At 58.8% G+C, this 19759-nt stretch carries 19 protein-coding genes and 2 pseudogenes; 8 read left to right on the top strand and 13 right to left on the bottom strand.

The genetic code is table 11. The features are described from left to right. Nucleotides 1-14: 14 nt before the first annotated feature. Genes B9Z52_RS01720 through B9Z52_RS01735 form a run of 4 tightly spaced genes read right to left on the bottom strand, consistent with a single transcriptional unit; the run spans nt 15 to nt 2386 of the window. Nucleotides 15-317, bottom strand: coding sequence for a Dabb family protein (locus B9Z52_RS01720; RefSeq protein ID WP_108412126.1), 303 nt, complete (start codon nt 315-317; stop codon nt 15-17). A gap of 10 nt (nt 318-327) precedes the next feature. Continuing rightward, complete coding sequence (locus B9Z52_RS01725) at nt 328-633, bottom strand: YciI family protein (protein ID WP_108412127.1); 306 nt, start codon at nt 631-633, stop codon at nt 328-330. Nucleotides 634-671: 38 nt separating this feature from the next. After that, the gene (locus B9Z52_RS01730; protein ID WP_108412128.1) at nt 672-1649 is read right to left on the bottom strand and encodes a tripartite tricarboxylate transporter substrate binding protein; all 978 of its coding nucleotides are present in this window, start codon (nt 1647-1649) and stop codon (nt 672-674) included. Further along, nucleotides 1646-2386 (bottom strand): hypothetical protein, encoded by a 741-nt coding sequence (locus B9Z52_RS01735; RefSeq protein ID WP_146182760.1) that lies wholly within the window; start codon nt 2384-2386, stop codon nt 1646-1648. Before B9Z52_RS01735 ends, B9Z52_RS01730 begins: the two co-directional genes overlap by 4 nt. Before the next feature lie 219 nt (nt 2387-2605). On the opposite strand from B9Z52_RS01735, the gene B9Z52_RS01740 reads away from it, so the two are divergent. Further along, nucleotides 2606-3505, top strand: a complete 900-nt coding sequence (locus B9Z52_RS01740) for a hypothetical protein (RefSeq protein ID WP_108412130.1) — start codon at nt 2606-2608, stop codon at nt 3503-3505. A 97-nt stretch (nt 3506-3602) separates the two neighbouring features. After that, a complete protein-coding gene (locus tag B9Z52_RS01745) occupies nt 3603-4385 on the top strand; it encodes a class II aldolase/adducin family protein (RefSeq protein WP_108412131.1) in 783 nt (260 codons plus the stop codon). Nucleotides 4386-4431: 46 nt separating this feature from the next. On the opposite strand, the gene B9Z52_RS01750 is transcribed toward B9Z52_RS01745, so the two are convergent. From B9Z52_RS01750 to B9Z52_RS01760, 3 genes are all read right to left on the bottom strand, one after another. After that, nucleotides 4432-4839, bottom strand: coding sequence for a DUF2177 family protein (locus B9Z52_RS01750; protein WP_108412132.1), 408 nt, complete (start codon nt 4837-4839; stop codon nt 4432-4434). Nucleotides 4840-4867: 28 nt separating this feature from the next. Then, nucleotides 4868-5368 carry a pyridoxamine 5'-phosphate oxidase family protein gene (locus B9Z52_RS01755; RefSeq protein WP_108412133.1) on the bottom strand — a complete coding sequence of 167 codons (501 nt, stop codon included), beginning with the start codon at nt 5366-5368 and terminating at the stop codon, nt 4868-4870. Nucleotides 5369-5440: 72 nt separating this feature from the next. Then, entirely contained in the window at nt 5441-5587 is a 147-nt protein-coding gene (locus tag B9Z52_RS01760) for a fasciclin domain-containing protein (protein ID WP_233251764.1), read from the bottom strand. 23 nt (nt 5588-5610) lie between these two features. Here B9Z52_RS01760 and B9Z52_RS17805 point away from each other — a divergent pair, with 23 nt between their 5' ends. Both B9Z52_RS17805 and B9Z52_RS01765 read left to right on the top strand, forming a co-directional pair. After that, nucleotides 5611-5748, top strand: coding sequence for a hypothetical protein (locus B9Z52_RS17805; RefSeq protein ID WP_158270491.1), 138 nt, complete (start codon nt 5611-5613; stop codon nt 5746-5748). 242 nt (nt 5749-5990) lie between these two features. Beyond that, the gene (locus B9Z52_RS01765; RefSeq protein ID WP_108412134.1) at nt 5991-7046 is read left to right on the top strand and encodes an alkene reductase; all 1056 of its coding nucleotides are present in this window, start codon (nt 5991-5993) and stop codon (nt 7044-7046) included. A gap of 101 nt (nt 7047-7147) precedes the next feature. Here B9Z52_RS01765 and B9Z52_RS01770 read toward each other — a convergent pair whose 3' ends face one another. The 3 genes and pseudogenes from B9Z52_RS01770 to B9Z52_RS01780 form a co-directional block, all read right to left on the bottom strand. Beyond that, nucleotides 7148-8560 carry a DUF2130 domain-containing protein gene (locus tag B9Z52_RS01770; RefSeq protein WP_108412135.1) on the bottom strand — a complete coding sequence of 471 codons (1413 nt, stop codon included), beginning with the start codon at nt 8558-8560 and terminating at the stop codon, nt 7148-7150. Nucleotides 8561-8704: 144 nt separating this feature from the next. Further along, the gene (locus B9Z52_RS01775) at nt 8705-8932 is read right to left on the bottom strand and encodes a hypothetical protein (RefSeq protein ID WP_108412136.1); all 228 of its coding nucleotides are present in this window, start codon (nt 8930-8932) and stop codon (nt 8705-8707) included. Between the two features lie 59 nt (nt 8933-8991). Continuing rightward, nucleotides 8992-9165 (bottom strand): annotated as a pseudogene (locus B9Z52_RS01780) (type I restriction-modification system subunit M N-terminal domain-containing protein); the annotation flags it as partial. A gap of 166 nt (nt 9166-9331) precedes the next feature. On the opposite strand from B9Z52_RS01780, the gene B9Z52_RS01785 reads away from it, so the two are divergent. Together B9Z52_RS01785 and B9Z52_RS01790 are read left to right on the top strand one after the other, a co-directional pair. Next, the gene (locus tag B9Z52_RS01785) at nt 9332-9616 is read left to right on the top strand and encodes an antitoxin (RefSeq protein ID WP_108412137.1); all 285 of its coding nucleotides are present in this window, start codon (nt 9332-9334) and stop codon (nt 9614-9616) included. An 8-nt stretch (nt 9617-9624) separates the two neighbouring features. Continuing rightward, nucleotides 9625-10035 carry a type II toxin-antitoxin system VapC family toxin gene (locus B9Z52_RS01790; RefSeq protein WP_108412138.1) on the top strand — a complete coding sequence of 137 codons (411 nt, stop codon included), beginning with the start codon at nt 9625-9627 and terminating at the stop codon, nt 10033-10035. A 97-nt stretch (nt 10036-10132) separates the two neighbouring features. Here B9Z52_RS01790 and lpdA read toward each other — a convergent pair whose 3' ends face one another. Genes lpdA through aceE form a run of 3 tightly spaced genes read right to left on the bottom strand, consistent with a single transcriptional unit; the run spans nt 10133 to nt 16384 of the window. Further along, complete coding sequence (gene lpdA / locus B9Z52_RS01795) at nt 10133-11992, bottom strand: dihydrolipoyl dehydrogenase (RefSeq protein WP_108412139.1); 1860 nt, start codon at nt 11990-11992, stop codon at nt 10133-10135. A gap of 9 nt (nt 11993-12001) precedes the next feature. Further along, the gene (gene aceF / locus B9Z52_RS01800; RefSeq protein ID WP_108412140.1) at nt 12002-13657 is read right to left on the bottom strand and encodes a dihydrolipoyllysine-residue acetyltransferase; all 1656 of its coding nucleotides are present in this window, start codon (nt 13655-13657) and stop codon (nt 12002-12004) included. Nucleotides 13658-13672: 15 nt separating this feature from the next. After that, complete coding sequence (gene aceE, locus B9Z52_RS01805) at nt 13673-16384, bottom strand: pyruvate dehydrogenase (acetyl-transferring), homodimeric type (RefSeq protein ID WP_108412141.1); 2712 nt, start codon at nt 16382-16384, stop codon at nt 13673-13675. Between the two features lie 172 nt (nt 16385-16556). Between aceE and B9Z52_RS01810 the strand changes: the two genes are divergently transcribed. Next, nucleotides 16557-19088 carry a PAS domain-containing sensor histidine kinase gene (locus tag B9Z52_RS01810; protein ID WP_108412142.1) on the top strand — a complete coding sequence of 844 codons (2532 nt, stop codon included), beginning with the start codon at nt 16557-16559 and terminating at the stop codon, nt 19086-19088. Beyond that, nucleotides 19085-19730: pseudogene (locus B9Z52_RS01815) on the top strand (response regulator transcription factor). Before B9Z52_RS01810 ends, B9Z52_RS01815 begins: the two are co-directional and overlap by 4 nt. Nucleotides 19731-19759: the final 29 nt, after the last annotated feature.

Genomic DNA, 19759 nt, shown 5'->3' on the forward strand with positions numbered 1-19759 from the left:
GTTGCTCCAAAAGTTCAATGTGAGGGGAAGTCCACTTGGTGGCGTGCAATGCGCAGGCCCTCAAGTTCATTTTTGACCCGTTGGTGCTCGGGGTGGCTGGCATACGCATCAAGCGATGCCTGGCTGTCAAACTCGCTGTACAAGACCACGTCGCATGCGTAATCGATACGGCTGGTGTCGACACCAATCTCCAACTGCAGCAAGCCAGGAATCAAGCCGCGCAAGCTCTCAAAGCTGCGCTGGACTTGCGCGATGGCCTGTGCTTTTTCTTCGGGCGTATGGCCACGCACGTTCCACATCACGATGTGTTTGATCATATAAGGTGCCTCAGACTGCGGGCGGAAAGCCGACTTTTTGGGGCCACAGATTCACAAACGCGTGCACCGTGGTGCTGCCGTACAAACCCGCTTTGGTGAAAGGCTCCTCCGCCAGCCAGGCGTGCGCGGCATCGCGGCTGGGGAAGTCGATCACCAACAAACTGCCCAGCATGGTTTGGCCGTCGTCGTGGGTGAATGGCCCCGCAAAGGCCATGCGGTCGGCCGCCGCGGCCAAATAAGCCTTGTGCTCAGGCCGCACACGCTGGCGCATTTCTGCGTGGTTGGGTTTGTCGATCAGGATGAAGGTAAACAGCATGTCAAATTTCCATGTTCAAACTGGGGCGGGCGTCTTTGTCACTCGGGCTTGACGCCAGCTTGCTGAGCGACTTTTTGCCAGCGGGCCAATTCTTCTTTGATGTAAGCCGAAAACTGCTCGGGTGTCGTGGCCACGGCCAAAGCGCTGTACTGGGCAAACTTGTCTTTCACTTCAGCAGACGCCATGACCGTGACCAGCCCCCGGTGCAGGCGCGCAATCACCGGCTTGGGCGTGCCCGCAGGCACCACAATGCCCTGCCATGAGCTGACATCAAAGCCTGCGAACCCTTGCTCGGCCACCGTGGGCACTTGCGGTGCCGCGCTGGCGCGCTTGTCGGTGGTCACGGCCAAGGCACGGGCCTTGCCTCCAGCCACCAAGGGGTAAATGCTCGAAAACGGGTCAAACAAAACCTGGATTTGTCCGCCCACCAAATCGGTGATGGCGGGCGCACTGCCCTTGTAGGCGATGTGGTTCATCTTGATGCCCGCCAGGCTGTTGAACTGCTCCACCGCCAAATGAATGGAACTGCCCGCTGTGCCGTAATTCAATTTGCCGGGTTGGCTTTTGGCCAGTTGCACCAACTCAGCCAAGTTCTTGGCAGGCACCCCAGGGTGGACCGTGATGAGCAAGGGCTGCACCGCCACCATGCTGACGGGGTCAAAGCTGGTCACAGGGTCGTAACCCAGCTTGGCAAACGTGGCCGGGTTGATGCCCAAGGTGCTGATGTTGCCCATGATCAGGGTGTAGCCGTCGGGCGCTGCGCGGGCACCCCATTCAGCGCCAATGGCACCACTCGCCCCTGCCCGGTTTTCCACCACCACGGGCTGGCCCAACTCGGCGCTGAGCTTGACAGACACGGTGCGCGCCACGATGTCGGTCACGCCACCCGGCGGGAACGGGACGATCAGTTTCAGGGGCTTGCTGGGGTAATCGGCCTGAGCCCAGGCCAGCGATGAGAGCAAGCTGCACAGAACCAACAACGGCTTGAGCAGACGAGTGGTGATCCATGGCTTCATGCGGCGATCTCCTGGTAGGCCAGCTCTTTGGGCGGGCAATGCAAACTCAAAATCGTGGCCCCTTCAGGCCCCGCAGTGCACACGGGCAGCGCTTCATCCCGAGACACAAAAAAGAGCTCCCAAGGTGCCAGCGTTTGGGTGGGCAAATTCAGCTGCCCCTGCAAGACGAAGACAAAAACGCCATCGCTGGCGGGATGCCGGTCCATGTGAATTTGACCTTGGGGCTGCAGTTGCAAATAGCCCACGCCCAGGCCATCGGCTTCGAAGGGGTGCAGCGCCAGTTCTTGCCCAGGCTGAGAGCCGACAGGTGGCGCAGACAAATCAATGGGGCCCACTGTGAGGTGCCGTTTGGGGCCGCGCACCATGTGTTCACGCGCTTGAGTCGCGGGAATAAAACCCGACTCGCACACAGGCCGAATGGTGAAATACTTGATGCCTTTGGGGCCTGCAATCAAAGGGCCATAACCGGTGTAGGCCCCGGCGTAATGCACCAACACGCAGTCCAATGCATGCGGGCCAATCTGCCCGTCGCCCTCGACAAACACTTGGAATTGGTTTTGCCGATGGAAATGCGCCTCGAGCGTAGCGTGAGGCGGTTGCTCAATCAAGGAAGCCGTTGGGGACAGCACAGGGTCTTCACCCGCCTCCAGCCATTCAGACTTGTAGAAATGCTCGACCATCTTGGGCAGCTGCCGCCGCTTGCTCACCCCATGGGCTCGGGTTCCTATGGCAATCATCGAATACTCCTGGGCATTGAAGCGCTCAGTGTGGCGACAGACCTGACATCCATCAAGAATGCCATGTCTTGTGGGGGACTTCGCTTGACATCGCTGGGCCAAGAGCACAACGACGCCCTCTGCACGCGGACGTGATGATGGCCTTGCACGCCAAGCCCCCTAAAATCGGCGCAGGTCTGCAGCTCGCTGTTCGAGCAAGACAACACCTGAAGCTTCACCATGTCCACCCCCACGGGCCACAGCGCCGCCACACACACTGCCCCCGCCAGCTCGGTGCTGGAATTTGCCAACGCCCTGTGGCGCGTGCGTCGGCCCAAGCCCTTTGTGCTGGTGATTGAAGGTGAAGTCGGCCATGAAAGCACCGAGCCCAGCGACTACTTGCACGACCAACTCCTTTTGCCCGAATGGCGCGAAGCCTTTTACCAATTGGTCGATGACACAGGCTTGGTCGTCTGCCTGAATTCGCACACCCAACACCCCACCTACCGCGATGTGCGTGGGCGCTCCAGCAAAGGCCGGCTGAGCCAAGGCGAGTATTACCACCACGACGGCTGCACAGGCCCCGTCAAACCACGCTTTGTCGAAATCCGCTGCCCCATCCAGCCGCAAACACGCGGCGTGGCCACCGCCGTGGCACCGCACCGCGATGTGGTCAAAGCCATGGTGCAAGTGCTGCCCGCAGAGTTGGCCGCCACGACAGCATTGGCCACGCAAGACATGAGCCTCGAAACCCTGAGCCAAATGGACGACGAAGCGCTAGACCACTTGCAAGGCCTCATCACGCGCACCGTGCGCAAGAAGCTCAACGCCGAAGGCGCACGCAGCTACTTCCGCCAAGTGGATGCTGCCGCCAATGCCTACTTTGAACCTTGGGCCTTGGGCGAAAGCCGCTTCATCGCCAACGCCAACAGTGGCATCACCATGCAACACCGCCGCGCCTACCAAGCCCCTCACAACGGCGGCGTGGCCAACGGCCACTTGGTCAAGCGCTGGACCCATGAAGAGTTGCTGCTGCCCGGCCAAGTAGTGGACCAAGCCTTGATTGCTGCGCTGTGCAGCGAAGAAGGTGATGAGGTGGATGGGGAGCGGGCTGAGGGGTGTTACCTCGGGGCGCATTGAGCAGCTGTTCGGCGCGTTGCCTTTTGCAGCACAAGTGACAGTTCTGCAGGCCACGCGTGCATAAAGTGCATGCTATTGACCCATCGAAAGAGCATCCATGTCGAACGCATCAACCACAGCACCAGCCCCAGCGCACACCCAAGACGATCCTGTTTGGCAAGCCAAGGTGCACTTGGCCGCCGCTTTGCGTTTGGCGGTGCTGCACGACTTTGATGAGGGCATCGACAACCACTTCACCGTCGCCGTGCCGGGCCGTGAAGACCAATACCTGATTTCGCCCTTTGGCGTGCACTGGTCCGAAGCCAAAGCCAGCACCATGATGGTGTTCAACGAAGCGGGCGAAACGCTGGAAGGCACGGGTTTGGTAGAACTGTCGGCGCAGTCGATCCACGCCCCGGTGCACCGATTGACTGGAGCCAAAGTGGTGCTGCACACCCACCAGCCTTGGGCACTGGCTTTGAACATGCTCAAAGCCAACCGTTTGCTGCCAGCCACCCAAACAGCGGCGTTCTTTGATGGCGCCATCGCCTACGACGACCACTACACCGGGCTGGCCGCAGAATTGTCGGAGGGTGAGCGCCTGTCGCAGCTCATGAGCGGTGGCAAAACCGTGCTCTTCATGAAAAACCATGGCGTGATGACGGTTGGCGACACCGTGGCACAAGCCTACCGCAGGCTCTACAAACTGGAAAAAGCCTGCCGCACCCAGGTGCTGGCCATGGGCACAGGCCAGCCCCTGAACGTGCTGACCGAATCCGTGATCCAGCGCATCAAAAACCCGAGCCCCCTAGACCGTCACCCCCGAAGCGAACGAGAGCGCCTGTTTTTTGAAGCCATGATGCGGGTGGTCGACCGGGTGAACCCGGGTTATGCCGATTGAGCCTGGCAGCGGCAAGTAGCATCCAACAAGCCCCGATGTTGGGTGGCTAAAGCGGCGCCGCCCCATCCATCAGCGCCTTGCCGCCAGCGGCTGCGGCCGCGCTGACGCAGGTCCCCCAGGCCACGTCCATCACCGACAAGCCCATCGGCCACTGCTTGAGCGTCGCCAGGTTCGTGAGGTCATAGGTGGCGTAGGCAAAAAAGCCAAACAACGCCGCCATGCCCATGGTCTTGCCCCAGCCCGGGGCGGGACCGGCAGGCAGCACCGCAAACACCACCAGTCCGATCCCGAACAGCGCGTAAAAAAGCACTGCCGCTGACATGTTGGGTTTGTCGGTCATCAGGTGACCGATGCCTTGTTGGTAGATTGGCTTGGCGATGATGCCCAGCCAAAGCAAGTCCAGTCCCACCATCACGATCAGGGTGCCGAAATAAGCAGCGAGGTGTCTTTTCATGTTGGCGTTGGTGGCGCTGCCGCCCGTTTTAAGCCGACAAGTTGGTGAGCGACCCATGCTCGCCCAGCCCCACGGGCTTGCCCGCGATGACGGAGGCGATCATCCCTAAGGCCCGCACCATCTTGCTGCTGGGTCCATCCCAGTAGTCGGCCCTGTTCGGAATGAACTTCAGCAGCGCCAAGTTGCTGGAGTCCGGGCCGTCGGGAAACCAAGGCTTCGCGATGACGGTCCACAACTGTTGGATGCGCGCACGGTCGGTATCGATTTCAGCGTGGCCCGACAGCGACACATAAGCGCCTTGGTCCCTGTCCGTGTAACTGAGATTGACCACACGCAAATGGTCGACTTTTGCAGATTGCACATCGGTGAAGAACCACAGCGCGCCTTGGGCGTCCATTTCGAGGGTGGTCATTGGGCGGCTGGCCAAGGCGCCGTCGTCGTCCAAATTGGTCATCATGGCGACCGGGATGTTTTTGATCAGCTTGCTGACATGGGTGAGTTCGGCATTGGTCTGGGTTGCGATTTTCATGGGTGGCCTCAGGGTGAAGGTTTTGTGAGTGAGCTGTGGGCGACGCGTTGCAGGCTGCCCATCGCGCGGCGCTTACTTGGGCAATGACTTGAGCAATGACTTGGGCATCAAGACGGTGTCGATGGCATGGATCACGCCGTTGTCGGCTGTCACATCGGCGGCCACAATGTCTTTGGCCTGTTCGGCGAGGGCCGCGATGAGCCATGTTTTCGTGTTCATCAAATTTTCTTTCGGTTGGGTTGATGCCGCGTCCCGATAACGGTGTGCCCTGCAAGGTGGGATATGTGCTGGATTTGCGGCAAGCACCCAACTTAGCGATTGGCGTGCGGCCGGTCTGTCTGTTGGCACGCAAAGAGCGGCTGGACGCCACGCCAACATGACTGAACCCCAATGGGGTGTGAATCAGCAAATGAAAGGCCTGTTGACTGCACAGCGTCAATTGCCAGTCCCGGGTCAATGGCAGCAGGATTTGGTCGGCGTCATTCTCAAAGGCGACGGTGCCCGCTTGTTTTACGGGCCATGCAAAGGTTGGGATGGGTCTTGCAATCCCCTTTTTCACCACTATGTAAATAGTTGACAGCAATTTCTGTTGCCTTCTTTTCACATTGATTCAAAAATTCCTATGCTGTTTAGCCCTCTTCAAATCGGCTCCGTTTCCCTCGCCAACCGCATGCTCATGGCACCACTGACCCGTGCGCGTGCCAGTGCCGGGCATTTGCCCAATGCACTCATGGCCGAGTACTACGCGCAGCGCGCCAGCGCCGGGCTGATCATCACCGAGTGCACCATGATTGCCGAGAACACCTCGGCCTTTGTCAACGAACCCGGCATTTACAACGCCGCACAAATCGAAGCCTGGAAAGAAACCACCGCCGCTGTGCACGCCAAGGGCGGCAAAATCTTCATGCAAATCTGGCACGCTGGCCGCGCCGCTCACCCAGCCAACAACGACGGCGCACCGATTGTTTCGTCCAGCACCCTGCCGCTCAAGGGCGATGCCCACACCGCGCAAGGCACTCTGCCTCAAGCCACGCCCCACGCCTTGCTGGAAAGCGAAATTGCCCCCATCGTTGAAGCCTTTGCACAGGCTGCCAAAAACGCCATCGCCGCAGGTTTTGACGGCGTGGAAGTCCACGGTGCCAACGGCTACTTGATTGACCAATTTCTGCGCGACAGCGCCAACCAGCGCAGTGACGGCTACGGCGGCTCTCTGGCGCATCGCGCACGCTTCCTGTTTGAAGTGTTGACCGCCGTGTGTGCCGCCATCGGCAGCGACCGCGTGGGCCTGCGCCTGTCGCCGCTCAACAGCTACAACGACATGAAAGACAGCGACCCGCTGGCCTGGACAGCCTACCTGGCCGAGCAACTCAACCGCTTTGATTTGGCCTACTTGCACATCATGCGGGCCGACTTTTTTGGCCTACAAAAAGCCGATGTGATGCCTGTTGCCCGCGCCCACTACAAAGGCGTGCTGATTGGCAACATGGGTTACACCCCAGACGAAGCCGAGACCGCCATCACAGAAGGCAAGCTGGATGCCGTCGCCTTTGGCACGGGCTTCCTCGCCAACCCAGACTTCCCCGCCCGTGTCAAAGCAGGTGCTGCCATGAACGTACCCGACCAAAGCACCTTTTACACCCCAGGTGCCAAGGGCTACACCGATTACCCGACGCTGTAATCAACGCTGGTGAAAAAAAGCCCGAACTGGCAACAGTTCGGGCTTTAAGCGGATGGGGAGCGGGCTGAAGGCTGTTACCTCGGGGCGCATTGAGCGCCGTCTCAGTCGGGGGTGTTCCCCGGCAACTCTGCAAACTTGGCCGCCATCGTGGGGTTGCCTCGGGTGAGCTTCTTGATCGTCAAGTCGTCGGCCTTGTCGTTGGCCAGGCGCAGATTGTTGGCCGACTTGTGCAGCGCTTCCTTGGTTTTTTCCAGGTCCTTGATGGCTTCGTCAATGCGCCGAATAGCTTCTTCAAAACCCTCAGAGGCCAAACGCCAATTGCGGCCAAACGCCGTCTTGAATTCGTCCAGCTGGGTTTCAAACTTGGTGATGTCCACGTTCTGCGAGCGCACCAAGGCCAGCTCAGACTTGTACCTCATCGCGTTCAAAGCCGCATTGCGCAACAGCGTGATCAGGGGCACAAAGAACTGCGGCCGCACCACGTACATCTTGGCGTAGCGGTGCGACACATCAACGATGCCGCTGTTGTACAACTCGCTCTCCGGCTCCAGCAGGGACACCAGCACCGCGTACTCGCACGCTTTTTCCGTGCGGTCCTTGTCCAGCTCTTTCAGAAAATCATCGTTCCGCTTTTTGGTGGCCGTCTCGTCGCTTTCGTTCTTCATCTCAAACATGATGGAGACGATCTCGGCACCCGACTCGTCTGAGTCCCGAAAAATGTAGTCACCCTTGCTGCCGTTGCGGGCGTCGTTGTCTTTCTCAAAATGCGCCCGTTGAAAGGCGGCTGCGCGGATGCGGTTGAACTCGATCTCGCAGTGCTGCTCTAGGGTTTCACCCACCATCTTGGTCGACAGCCGCGCCTTCATGTCCCGCAGGCGCGCAATCTCGCCATCACGGTCGCGCAGCTGCAAGGCGAATTGCTCCTTGATGGCTTTCTCTTCCAGCTGATTTTTCACGGCAATGAGGTTGAGGTCATTTTTCAAGCCATCGCGCTCCCGGGCGACCACACCCACGGCCTCGTTCACAGCCAGCTGGCGCGCTGTCTCGGTGGCCGCCAGCTTGGCTTGCAGCGCCTGAATTTCGGCGTCCTTTTTGGCAGCCTCGGCCTGCAGCGCATGGGCCAGCTTGGCCTCGGCCAACTGAGCTGCCGCATGGCTGCTGTTGCGCGCCCACTCCTGTTCGGTCTTCAGCTCGTTGGCCAACTGATCACGCTCTTTGCTCACCGTGCCCAAAGCCTCCGACACCGCCAGCTTGCGCGCCACCTCGCCCGCGTCGAGCTGGGCTTTCAGCGCCTGAATCTCCGTGTCTTTGGCCGCCGCTGTTTTTTGCAGCGCATTGGTGACATTGGCCTCGGCCAAAGCAATCGCGCCCTGCTTTTCCCGCTCGGCCAGCTCCAGCCGCTCGTGCAACTGCCTTTCAAAATCGCCATCACGCACCTGCTTGAGGATGTCGGCATACCCAGCCTCGTCGATCTTGAAGGCTTTGTGGCAGTGGGGGCAGATGATTTCGTGCATGGGGAATAAACCTTTCCTTGTTAATTGGGCTGGCATCAAATACCCAGCAAGCACCCGAAGATCTATAAACCATTGATTTATATATATTTTTTCAAAAAGGCTTGATCACCCAGACCAATTCCATCAAATACCCAGCAAGTAAATTCAAGCCCAGCTTGGAAGGTAACGCCGAGTCTTTGGCGGCGCAGTCGGATCTTGCAAGCGAATAACACCGGCACCCAGTGCCTCTTTGATCAGCCTTGACGCGGTAGCGCTGTTTTTGGCGTCGATGCCAAAGCGATCCCTCAAGGTTGTGTTGGTCATGAACTCACGCTCTACGTAGCGCAAGCAGGCATGCAAGTACACCGCCCGCACGCGGTCGGCTTGCTCCATCTTCGTCAAGGTCCGAGGCGCAAACAAGGTGCTTCGAGTGGAGTCGCCCGTTACCTCACCTTAGCGGATTCGACCAGCACAGCAGACCTGTTGCTTTCCAACACACATTCCAGACGGCGCAACAGGGCGAAAGGCAGGATGACGCGGCCGTATTGGCTCTGTTTGAAGTCGCCGCGCAGCAGGTCTGCCAGCGCCCACAGGTCGGCGGCGAGGTTGTTGGTTTCTTGGGTCATTTTTTACGAATGAGGGGTTGGAGTTTCAACCTGATAGCCCACAAGTATTACACGGGGTTTAGGGGGAATTGGCCCTGAGCCACAAAGGCCAGCTGACCGGCGGCGTGGGGTGTTTTTTTAGCCTGGATATACTGTGGTATCTACCATCGCGCCATGGAGGTTAAACATGTCCCAAACCGCCAAACTTTTCCTGAACGGTCGCAGCCAGGCAGTGCGCCTGCCAGCGGCCTACAGGTTTGACACCGAAGAAGTCTTTATCCGCAAAGACCCGGTCACGGGTGATGTGATCCTTTCACGCCGTCCCGATGACTGGACTGGTTTTTTCGCGGCGGCTGACAACGCCCAGGTGCCTGACGACTTTTTGAGTCCCGAAGAACGCACACCACACGGCCAGGCTGAGGCTACAGATCGGGACCCTTTTGAGTCGTTACCCAACACCTTGGGGCACTGAGCCAGGCCATGAAAACACGCTACCTGCTGGACACCAACACGGTCAGTCACCTCATCAAACACCATCCGCAGGCAACCCAACACTTGCTGGCTGTGCCCATGCACAGCGTTTGCATATCGGCCATCACGGCAGGTGAGCTGGCCTATGGTTTGGCAAAACGCCCCGAGGCACTGGCGTTGAAAGCGGCTGTGCACGAATTTTTGCGTCGCGTAGAAGTGCTGCCGTGGGATGAAGCCGTGGCTCAAACCTACGGCACATTGCGGGCGCAACTGCAAAGCAAAGGCATCAGCCTGTCGGCGTTGGACATGCAAATTGCGGCGCATGCACTGGAAGCCAAAGCCGTGCTGGTCAGTAGCGATGCCGCCTTTTTACATGTAGCTCAGCTCCAAATCCAAAATTGGATGGATGCCATCAGTTGATGGATTTTTTACGCTCTGAGTCAAAGACACCAGTTCATCAAAAAGAAGCCGCCAACCCTTTCAGGTTGGCGGCTTCTTTGTTTAAAGCGCGAAGCGTTTACTTCTTGCTAGGCGGCAAGTCCGTGCAGCTACCGTGCGCCACTTCTGCCGCCATGCCGATGCTTTCGCCCAGCGTGGGGTGTGGGTGGATGGTTTTGCCGATGTCCACAGCGTCTGCGCCCATCTCGATGGCCAGAGCGATCTCGCCAATCATGTCGCCAGCGTGCGTGCCCACCATGCCGCCGCCCAAGATCTTGCCGTGGCCGTGGGCCTCGGGTGAATCGTCAAACAGCAGTTTGGTCACGCCTTCGTCGCGGCCGTTGGCAATGGCGCGGCCCGAGGCGGTCCAAGGGAACAAGCCCTTTTTCACCTTGATGCCTTGTGCTTTGGCTTGGTCTTCGGTCAAGCCCACCCAGGCCACTTCGGGGTCGGTGTAGGCCACGCTTGGGATGACTCGTGCGTTGAACGCAGCGGCTGCCAGCTCTTTGTTGCCTTGCAGTTCGCCCGCAATCACTTCGGCCGCCACGTGTGCTTCGTGCACCGCTTTGTGCGCCAACATGGGCTGACCCACGATGTCGCCGATGGCGAAGATGTGCGGCACGTTGGTGCGCATTTGAATGTCGACGTTGATGAAGCCACGGTCGGTCACAGACACGCCTGCTTTTTCAGCGGCGAGTTTTTTGCCGTTGGGCGTGCGGCCCACGGCTTGCAACACGAGGTCGTACACCTGCGGCGCGGGGGCTGTGCCGCCCTCTTCTGCCGGTGCAAACGTGACTTCAATGCCTTCAGGCAAGGCGCGTGCAGACACGGTCTTGGTCTTGAGCATGATGTTGTCAAAGCGCTTGGCGTTCATCTTTTGCCAGACCTTGACCAAGTCGCGGTCAGCGCCTTGCATGAGGCCGTCCATCATTTCCACCACGTCCAGGCGTGCGCCCAGCGTGCTGTAAACAGTGCCCATTTCCAGGCCGATGATGCCGCCGCCCAAGATGAGCATGCGCTTAGGCACTTCTTTGAGTTCCAAAGCACCCGTGCTGTCGACCACGCGTGGGTCGTTGGGCATGAAAGGCAAACGCACGGCTTGTGAACCTGCAGCGATGATGGCCTTCTTGAAGGCGATCACTTTTTTGCTGCCGTTTTGTTCTTGCGCGGTGCCGGTGGTCTCGGACACTTCGAGGTGGTTGGCACCTACGAACTGACCCAAGCCGCGCACGGTGGTGACCTTGCGCATCTTGGCCATGGCAGCCAAGCCGCCGGTGAGTTTGCCGATGACTTTTTCTTTGTGGCCGCGCAGCTTGTCGATGTTGACCACGGGTGCGCCGAAGTCCACACCAAGGTCAGCCATGTGCGCCACTTCGTCCATCACCGCTGCGACGTGCAGCAAGGCTTTGGATGGGATGCAACCCACGTTCAAACACACGCCACCCAAGGTGGCGTAGCGCTCAACGATGACGACATTCAAGCCGAGGTCAGCCGCACGGAATGCAGCCGAGTAACCGCCGGGGCCACCGCCCAACACGAGCACATCGCACTCGATGTCGGCCACCCCTGCATAGCTCTCGCCGAAGGATGACGCTGCGGGTGCAGGGGCTGGGGCGGGGGCGGGGGCAGCAGCCACAGGCGCGGAAGCAGCAGGCGCAGCCGCTGGAGCAGCAGTGGCGGTAGCCGGGGCCGCAGCAGCGCCCTCACCTTCCAGCACCAACACCACCGAGCCTTGCTTGACCTTGTCGCCGAGCTTGACCTTGAGTTCTTTGACCACGCCACCGTGGCTGCAAGGAATTTCCATCGAGGCCTTGTCGCTCTCCACGGTGATCAGACTTTGGTCAGGTTTGACGGTGTCGCCCACTTTGACCATCAGCTCGATCACGGTGACTTCGTCGAAGTCGCCGATGTCTGGAACTTGGATATCAATCATTGCCATACCAAGTCCTTAGAGCAACACGCGACGGAAGTCGCTGAGGATTTGACCCAGGAACGCGTTGAAGCGTGCCGCTGCGGCGCCGTCGATGACACGGTGGTCCCACGTCAAGCTCAGAGGCAACATCAAGCGGGGCACAAACTGCTTGCCGTCCCACACGGGTTCCATGGTGCTCTTGCACACACCCAAGATGGCCACTTCGGGCGCATTGATGATGGGCGTGAAGTACTTGCCACCGATGCCGCCGAGGCTGGAGATGGTGAAAGTTGCGCCGGTCATTTCGGCAGGTCCGAGTTTGCCGTCGCGGGCTTTCTTGGCCAGCTCGCCCATTTCCTGGCTGATTTGCAGCACGCCTTTTTTGTCGCAATCGCGGATGACGGGCACCATCAAACCATTGGGCGTGTCAGCGGCAAAGCCGATGTGCCAGTAGTTTTTGTAGACGATGGCATCGCCGTCGAGCGAGCTGTTGAACTCTGGGTATTTCTTGAGCGCGGCCACGCAGGCCTTGATCAAGAACGCCAGCATCGTGACCTTGACGCCGCTCTTCTCGTTCTCTTTGTTGGTCGAGACGCGGAAGGCTTCGAGGTCGGTGATGTCGGCATCGTCATGGTTGGTGACGGCCGGGATCATGATGGCATTGCGCAACAGATTGGCACCGCTGATCTTCTTGATGCGGCCCATCTCTTTGCGCTCGATGGGGCCGAACTTGGCGAAGTCGACCTTCGGCCAAGGGATCAGACCCAAGGCCGCACCGTCGCCACCCGAAGCTGCAGGGGCTTTGGCCGCTTGCGCTTTGGTTTGGGCGGCACCCGACATGACAGCCTTGGTGAAGGTTTGCACGTCGTCTTGTGTGATGCGGCCTTTGGGGCCATTGCCTTTGACTTCGTCCAAAGGCACACCGAGTTCGCGGGCGAACTTGCGCACCGAAGGCGATGCGTGGGGTAGGCCCACAATGCTGCCACCAGGGGCATGGGCGGGCGCTGACGCTGGGGCAGCAGCCGCTGCCACAGGGGTTGGCGAGGCAACGGGTGCCGAGGACACAGCCACAGTCGCTGCGGAGGCAGCAGCGGGGGCCACAGGTGCAGCTGCCGCAACAGAGCCTTCCAGAATGGCCAGCAGGTCACCAATGTTGACCGTGTCGCCTATTTTGACTTTGAGCTCTTTGAGCACGCCAGCCACCGAGGACGGGATTTCCATCGCAGCTTTGTCGGACTCAACAGTGATCAACGATTGCTCGACCCTGATGGTGTCGCCGGGCTTGACCATGACTTCAATGACGGCGACGTCTTTGAAGTCGCCGATGTCAGGCACGCGGATTTCAATGGGGCCAGATGCGGCGGCCACTGGAGCAGCAGCCACAGGGGCTGGCGCAGCAACGGGCGCGGCAGCCGCAGGGGCCGGTGCACCAGCAGCCGGTGCAGCGGCTGCACCAGCGGCTTCAACCACCAGCACAACCGAGCCTTGCTTGACCTTGTCACCCAGTGCCACGCGCATTTCCTTGACCACGCCGGCAGTGCTCGACGGAATTTCCATTGAGGCTTTGTCGGACTCGACCGTGATCAGCGATTGATCGGCTTTCACCGTGTCGCCCACTTTGACCATCAACTCAATGACGGTCACTTCATCAAAATCCCCGATGTCCGGGACTTGTACTTCTACCAATGCCATGTGTGTCTCCCGGATTTATGCGTACAGCGGGTTGATCTTGTCGACTTTGATGCCGTACTTTTGGATGGCTTCAGCCACTTGTGCAACTGGCACGGTGCCTTCTTCGCTGAGGGCCTTGAGTGCAGCCACCACGATGTAGTGGCGGTTGACTTCAAAGTGCTCACGCAGTTTGCTGCGGAAGTCAGAGCGGCCAAAACCGTCGGTACCCAGCACTTTGTATGTGCGACCAGAACCATCCGAATTTTTTGGAATGAACGGACGGATCTGCTCGGCATAGGCCTTCATGTAGTCGGTCGATGCGACCACGGGGCCACTGTGTGCCGCCAGCTGTTGGCCCACAAAGGACACACGAGGCGTAACGAGTGGGTGCAGCATGTTGTGGCGCTCGGCGTCTTGGCCGTCGCGGGTCAGTTCGTTGAAGCTTGGGCAGCTCCACACATCGGCCTGGATGCCCCAGTCGGTCGCCAGCAGGGTTTGGGCGGCAATGGATTCGCGCAGGATGGTGCCCGAGCCCAGCAGTTGCACACGCTTGTCACCAGCAGCACCCGGCTTGCACAAATACATGCCCTTGATGATCTGCTCTTCGGTGCCGGGGCTGAGGCCTGGCATGGCGTAGTTTTCATTCAGCAGCGTCAGGTAATAAAAGACGTTGTCTTGCTTCTCGACCATGCGCTTGAGGCCGTGGTGCAGGATGACGCCGACTTCGTGTGCGAAGGTGGGGTCATAAGACACGCAGTTAGGAATGGTGTTGGCCATGATGTGGCTGTGACCGTCTTCGTGCTGCAAGCCTTCGCCGTTCAAAGTGGTGCGGCCCGATGTGCCGCCCAACAAGAAGCCGCGTGCTTGCATGTCGCCCGCAGCCCATGCCAAATCGCCAATGCGCTGGAAACCGAACATGGAGTAGTACACATAGAACGGGATCATGATCCGGTTGGACGTGCTGTAGCTGGTGGCGGCAGCGATCCAGCTTGACATGCCGCCGGCTTCGTTGATGCCTTCTTGCAGGATCTGACCAGCTTTGTCTTCCTTGTAGTACATGACCTGGTCTTTATCGACCGGTGTGTATTGCTGACCTGCAGGGTTGTAAATACCGATTTGACGGAACAAGCCTTCCATACCGAAGGTGCGGGCTTCGTCCACCAAAATTGGCACCACGCGTGGCCCCAAAGCTTGGTCACGCAAGAGCTGCGTGAGGAAGCGCACATAGGCTTGGGTGGTCGAGATTTCACGGCCTTCGGCTGTGGGTTCCATCACCGATTTGAAGATGTCCAACGACGGCACGGTGAAGCTTTCTTCAGCTTTCGTTCGACGGTGTGGCAAGTAGCCGCCCAAGGCCTTACGGCGCTCGTGCAGGTACTTCATCTCAGGGGTGTCATCCGCAGGCTTGTAGAACGGCACGTTGGCCAATTCGCTGTCTGGCACTGGGATGTTGAAGCGGTCGCGCATGTAGCGGATGTCTTCGTCTGTGAGCTTCTTGGTTTGGTGAACGTTGTTCTTGCCCTCGCCTGCTTTGCCCATGCCAAAACCTTTGACGGTTTTGATGAGCAACACAGTCGGTTGGTCTTTGTGCTTCACGGCTGCGTCGTAAGCGGCGTAGACCTTTTGTGGGTCGTGGCCGCCGCGCTTCAAAGCCCAGATTTCGTCGTCGCTCATGTGGGCGACCATCTCTAAGGTGCGTGGATCACGACCGAAGAAGTGCTTGCGCACATAAGCGCCATCGTTGGCTTTGAACGCTTGGAAGTCGCCGTCCAAGGTATCCATCATGATCTTGCGCAGTGCGCCGTCTTTGTCGCGGGCCAAGAGCTTGTCCCACTCGCTGCCCCACAAGAGTTTGATGACGTTCCAGCCTGAGCCACGGAATTCGCCTTCGAGTTCTTGCACGATCTTGCCGTTGCCGCGGACTGGGCCGTCCAAGCGTTGCAAGTTGCAGTTGACCACGAAGATCAAGTTGTCGAGTTTTTCGCGAGCGGCCAAACCGATGGCGCCCAAAGATTCAACTTCGTCCATTTCGCCGTCGCCGCAGAACACCCAGACCTTGCGGTTTTCGGTGTTGGCAATGCCGCGTGCGTGCAAGTACTTCAAGAAGCGAGCTTGGTAGATGGCCATCAATGGGCCAAGACCCATGGACACGGTGGGGAACTGCCAGAACTCAGGCATGAGTTTGGGGTGTGGGTAGCTGGACAAACCTTTGCCATCGACTTCTTGACGGAAGTTGAGCAACTGCTCTTCGGTCAAGCGGCCTTCAAGGTAAGCACGGGCGTAAACGCCGGGTGACACGTGACCTTGGATGTACAAGCAATCGCCACCGTGGTTTTCGTTTTCAGCGTGCCAGAAGTGGTTGAAGCCGGCACCAAACATGTGGGCCAGTGAAGCGAAGGAGCCGATGTGACCGCCGAGGTCGCCGCCGTCGATGGGGTGGTGACGGTTGGCTTTGACCACCATCGCCATCGCGTTCCAGCGCATGTAGGCGCGCAGACGTTCTTCAATTTCGATGTTGCCGGGGCAATGCGTTTCTTGATCAGGTTCGATGGTGTTGACGTAACCCGTGGTGGCTGAGAACGGCATGTCGATGCTGTTTTCGCGGGCATGTTCGAGCAGCTGCTCAATCAGGTAGTGGGCGCGTTCGCCGCCTTCTTTTTCAATCACGGCGGACAGTGCGTCCATCCATTCACGGGTTTCTTGCGAATCCAAATCAGGCTTCGGCTGTTGTGGGTTTGCCGCTGTCATGCGTGTCTCCTGCTTGTTGTGAGTCAAATGATGCCCGTTAGTTTCTCATAATTTTTCAAATATTTCAAATGGTGCCGAATGATTTCTCATTGTGAAATTTTAATCAATCTCTTTGGCGTGTCTGACACGCCAACCCCGTCACTGCGCAGGGCTTGTCCCCTAAACTCAAGCCATGGAATTGAACAAAGCAGCATCAGTAGTCAAAAAAGTGGGCCCCTGGGCCTGGTGGCGCTCTTGGTGGGTGCGCCAATCGCCCAACCGCCAAGACCGCTTTGCGAACCTTGCACCGGTTGCGGCAGTTTTGTTGTTCTTGGCGGCCATCGCCAGCGCCTTTTGGTACCTGCGCGTTGAAGAGGTGGAGCGTGAGCAAGAAGCCATCAAGCGAGATGTCGAATATGCGCAACAGCGGCTGCGACTGCGCTTGATTGAACGCCAAGAACAGGTCATGCGCTTGGCGCGTGATGTCTCGAACCACGAGATCAAGCCCGATCAATTCCTGTCGCGCGCAGAAGCACTGGTGCAGCAATACCCTGAATACCAATCTCTGACTTGGATCGACGATCGCCGCCGCATCATTTCCAGTCAAAGTGTCTCCAGCCTGTTGCCCAGCCAACACCTGCGCGCAGGCGCTGTACTCAAAGTCGGAGAAACCGAAGCCAACTACAGCCTGGCGCGCGATCTGCTGCAGCCCATCTATGGCCGTGTCGATGTGGACGACGACAAGGACAACAACAACACAGTCTTGCAACTGCACTCACCGCTGAGTGATGATCAGGGCCGTTTCAGTGGCGTGATTTTGGCCGAATACTCGATGGACGGGCTGTTGCGCTACGGCATTCCGACCGAAGTGCTGGCCAAATACGCCGTGGCTCTGCAAGACAGCAAGGGCCAATTGCTGGCGGGGCAAACCATCCCCAAGCGCGTGCACCTTCTGAATTTGCTGCCCGGCACCCAAAGGCTGGACAACGACTATGAAATTCCCGTGCCGCCAGTGGGCAACGACCTGATCTTGCGTGCCCAGGCCTGGCGCACCTCGCAAGGTCTGGTGGGCAGCGGCTTGTTCTGGCTGGTGAGCGTCTTGAGTGTGATGACGGCCTGGATGCTGATTGGCAACTGGCGCCACACGCGCAGGCGCTTGCAGGCGCAAAAGGCACTGGTGGCCGAAACCAATTTCCGCCGTGCCATGGAGAACTCCATGCTGACCGGCATGCGGGCACTCGACCTGCATGGCCGCATCACCTATGTGAACCCCGCTTTTTGCCAGATGACCGGCTGGAATGAGGCCGAGTTGGTGGGGGCTACGGCCCCTTTCCCTTATTGGCCCGATCAGGACCGCGAGCAGCTGACCAAGCGTCTCGAAGAAGAAATCAGCGGACAGCACTCGGCGGGGGGCTTTCAAGTCCGAGTCAAGCGCAAAGACGGCAGCTTGTTCGATGCACGCATGTATGTGTCGCCGTTGATCGATGCCACTGGCAAACACACGGGCTGGATGACCTCGATGACCGACATCACCGAGCCCAACCGCATCCGGGAACAACTGGCCAGCTCGCACGAGCGCTTCACGATCGTGTTGGAAGCCTTGGACGCTTCGGTATCGGTTGCGCCTTTGGGCAGCGAAGAGCTGCTGTTTGCCAACAAGCTCTACCGTTTGTGGTTCGGCCAAAACACGCAAGGCCATTTGCGATTGGTAGCGCAAGCCGGTGCCTACGAAGGCCCCAAAGACGCTGATGATGTGGACGATTTGGCGGGCTTGCCCACCGAAAATCTGACGGTGACCACCTCGGAAAATGCCGAAATTTTCGTTCTCGAACTGGGCAAGTGGTTGGAAGTGCGCTCGCGCTACATCAACTGGGCCGATGGCCGCTTGGCACAAATGGTGATTGCCACCGACATCACGCCGCGCCGCCAGGCCGAGGAGCTGGCAGCCCAGCAAGCCGAACGCGCCCAGACCGCTAGCCGCTTGATCACCATGGGCGAGATGGCCTCCAGTGTGGCCCACGAACTGAACCAGCCCTTGACCGCCATCAGCAATTACTGCAGCGGCATGATCTCGCGGATCAAGGCCAAGGAGGTCGAAGAAAAAGACCTGCTCTGGGCCTTGGATAAAACCGCGCACCAAGCCCAGCGTGCGGGTCAGATCATCTTGCGCATCCGCAGTTTTGTAAAACGCAGCGAACCCAACCGAGCCCTGTCGGATGTGACCGCCATGGTCAGCGAATCGCTGGAGCTGGCCGAAATTGAACTGCGCCGCCGCCATGTGCGCCTGAGCCACTATGTGGCCGCGCGCTTGCCCCAATTGATGGTGGACCCGATCTTGATCGAGCAGGTGCTGATCAACCTGATGAAAAATGCGGCTGAATCGATTGACAACGCCAACCGGACTGCGGACAAACGCCATGTGGAATTGAAAGTGGTGCCCGCCGTGGTGGATGACAAACCGGTCGTGGAATTTTCTGTCACCGACACAGGGCAGGGCCTGCCGCCCGAGGCCATCGACCGCGTGTACGAGGCCTTTTTCTCGACCAAGGTCGAAGGCATGGGCATTGGCCTGAATTTGTGCCGCAGCATCATCGAGTCCCATCAGGGCCGCATCGCGGCCGAGAACCTCTACAATGCCGACGAGGTAACCGGCTGCCGGTTCTCCTTCTGGATTCCGGTCGACGCCACTTTGACCATACAACAAGCCACTGGGGTAAATGAATGAGTTTGATTCCGAAAAAAGGTACGGTTTATGTCGTGGACGACGACGAAGCCGTTCGCGACTCCCTGCAGTGGTTGCTCGAAGGCAAAGACTACCGTGTGCGTTGTTTCGACAGCGCTGAATCCTTCATCAGCCGTTACGACCCCCGTGAGGTGGCCTGCCTGATCGCCGACATCCGCATGAGCGGCATGACTGGCCTGGAGCTGCAAGACCGCCTGATCGAACGCAAATCGCCCCTGCCCATCGTGTTCATCACCGGTCATGGTGACGTGCCCATGGCCGTGAACACCATGAAAAAAGGTGCGATGGATTTCATCCAAAAGCCCTTCAAGGAAGAAGAGCTGCTGAGCTTGGTCGAACGCATGCTCGAACAAGCCCGCGAGGCCTTTGCCGGTCATCAGCAAGCGGCCAGCCGCGACGCGCTGTTGTCCAAGCTGACCGGTCGCGAAGCCCAGGTGCTGGAACGCATCGTTGCCGGACGCCTGAACAAACAAATCGCCGACGATCTGGGAAATCGCCGACGATCTGGGCATCAGCATCAAGACGGTGGAGGCGCACCGCGCCAACATCATGGAAAAGCTCAACGCCAACACTGTGGCCGATTTGCTCAAGATTGCCCTGGGACAAAACGCGCCCAAGGCCTGATGCTTCGCCTCCCCACGAAACGCCCGAAC

This window comes from Limnohabitans sp. Jir72 (assembly GCF_003063575.1).
Taxonomy (GTDB): Bacteria; Pseudomonadota; Gammaproteobacteria; order Burkholderiales; family Burkholderiaceae_C; genus Limnohabitans_A.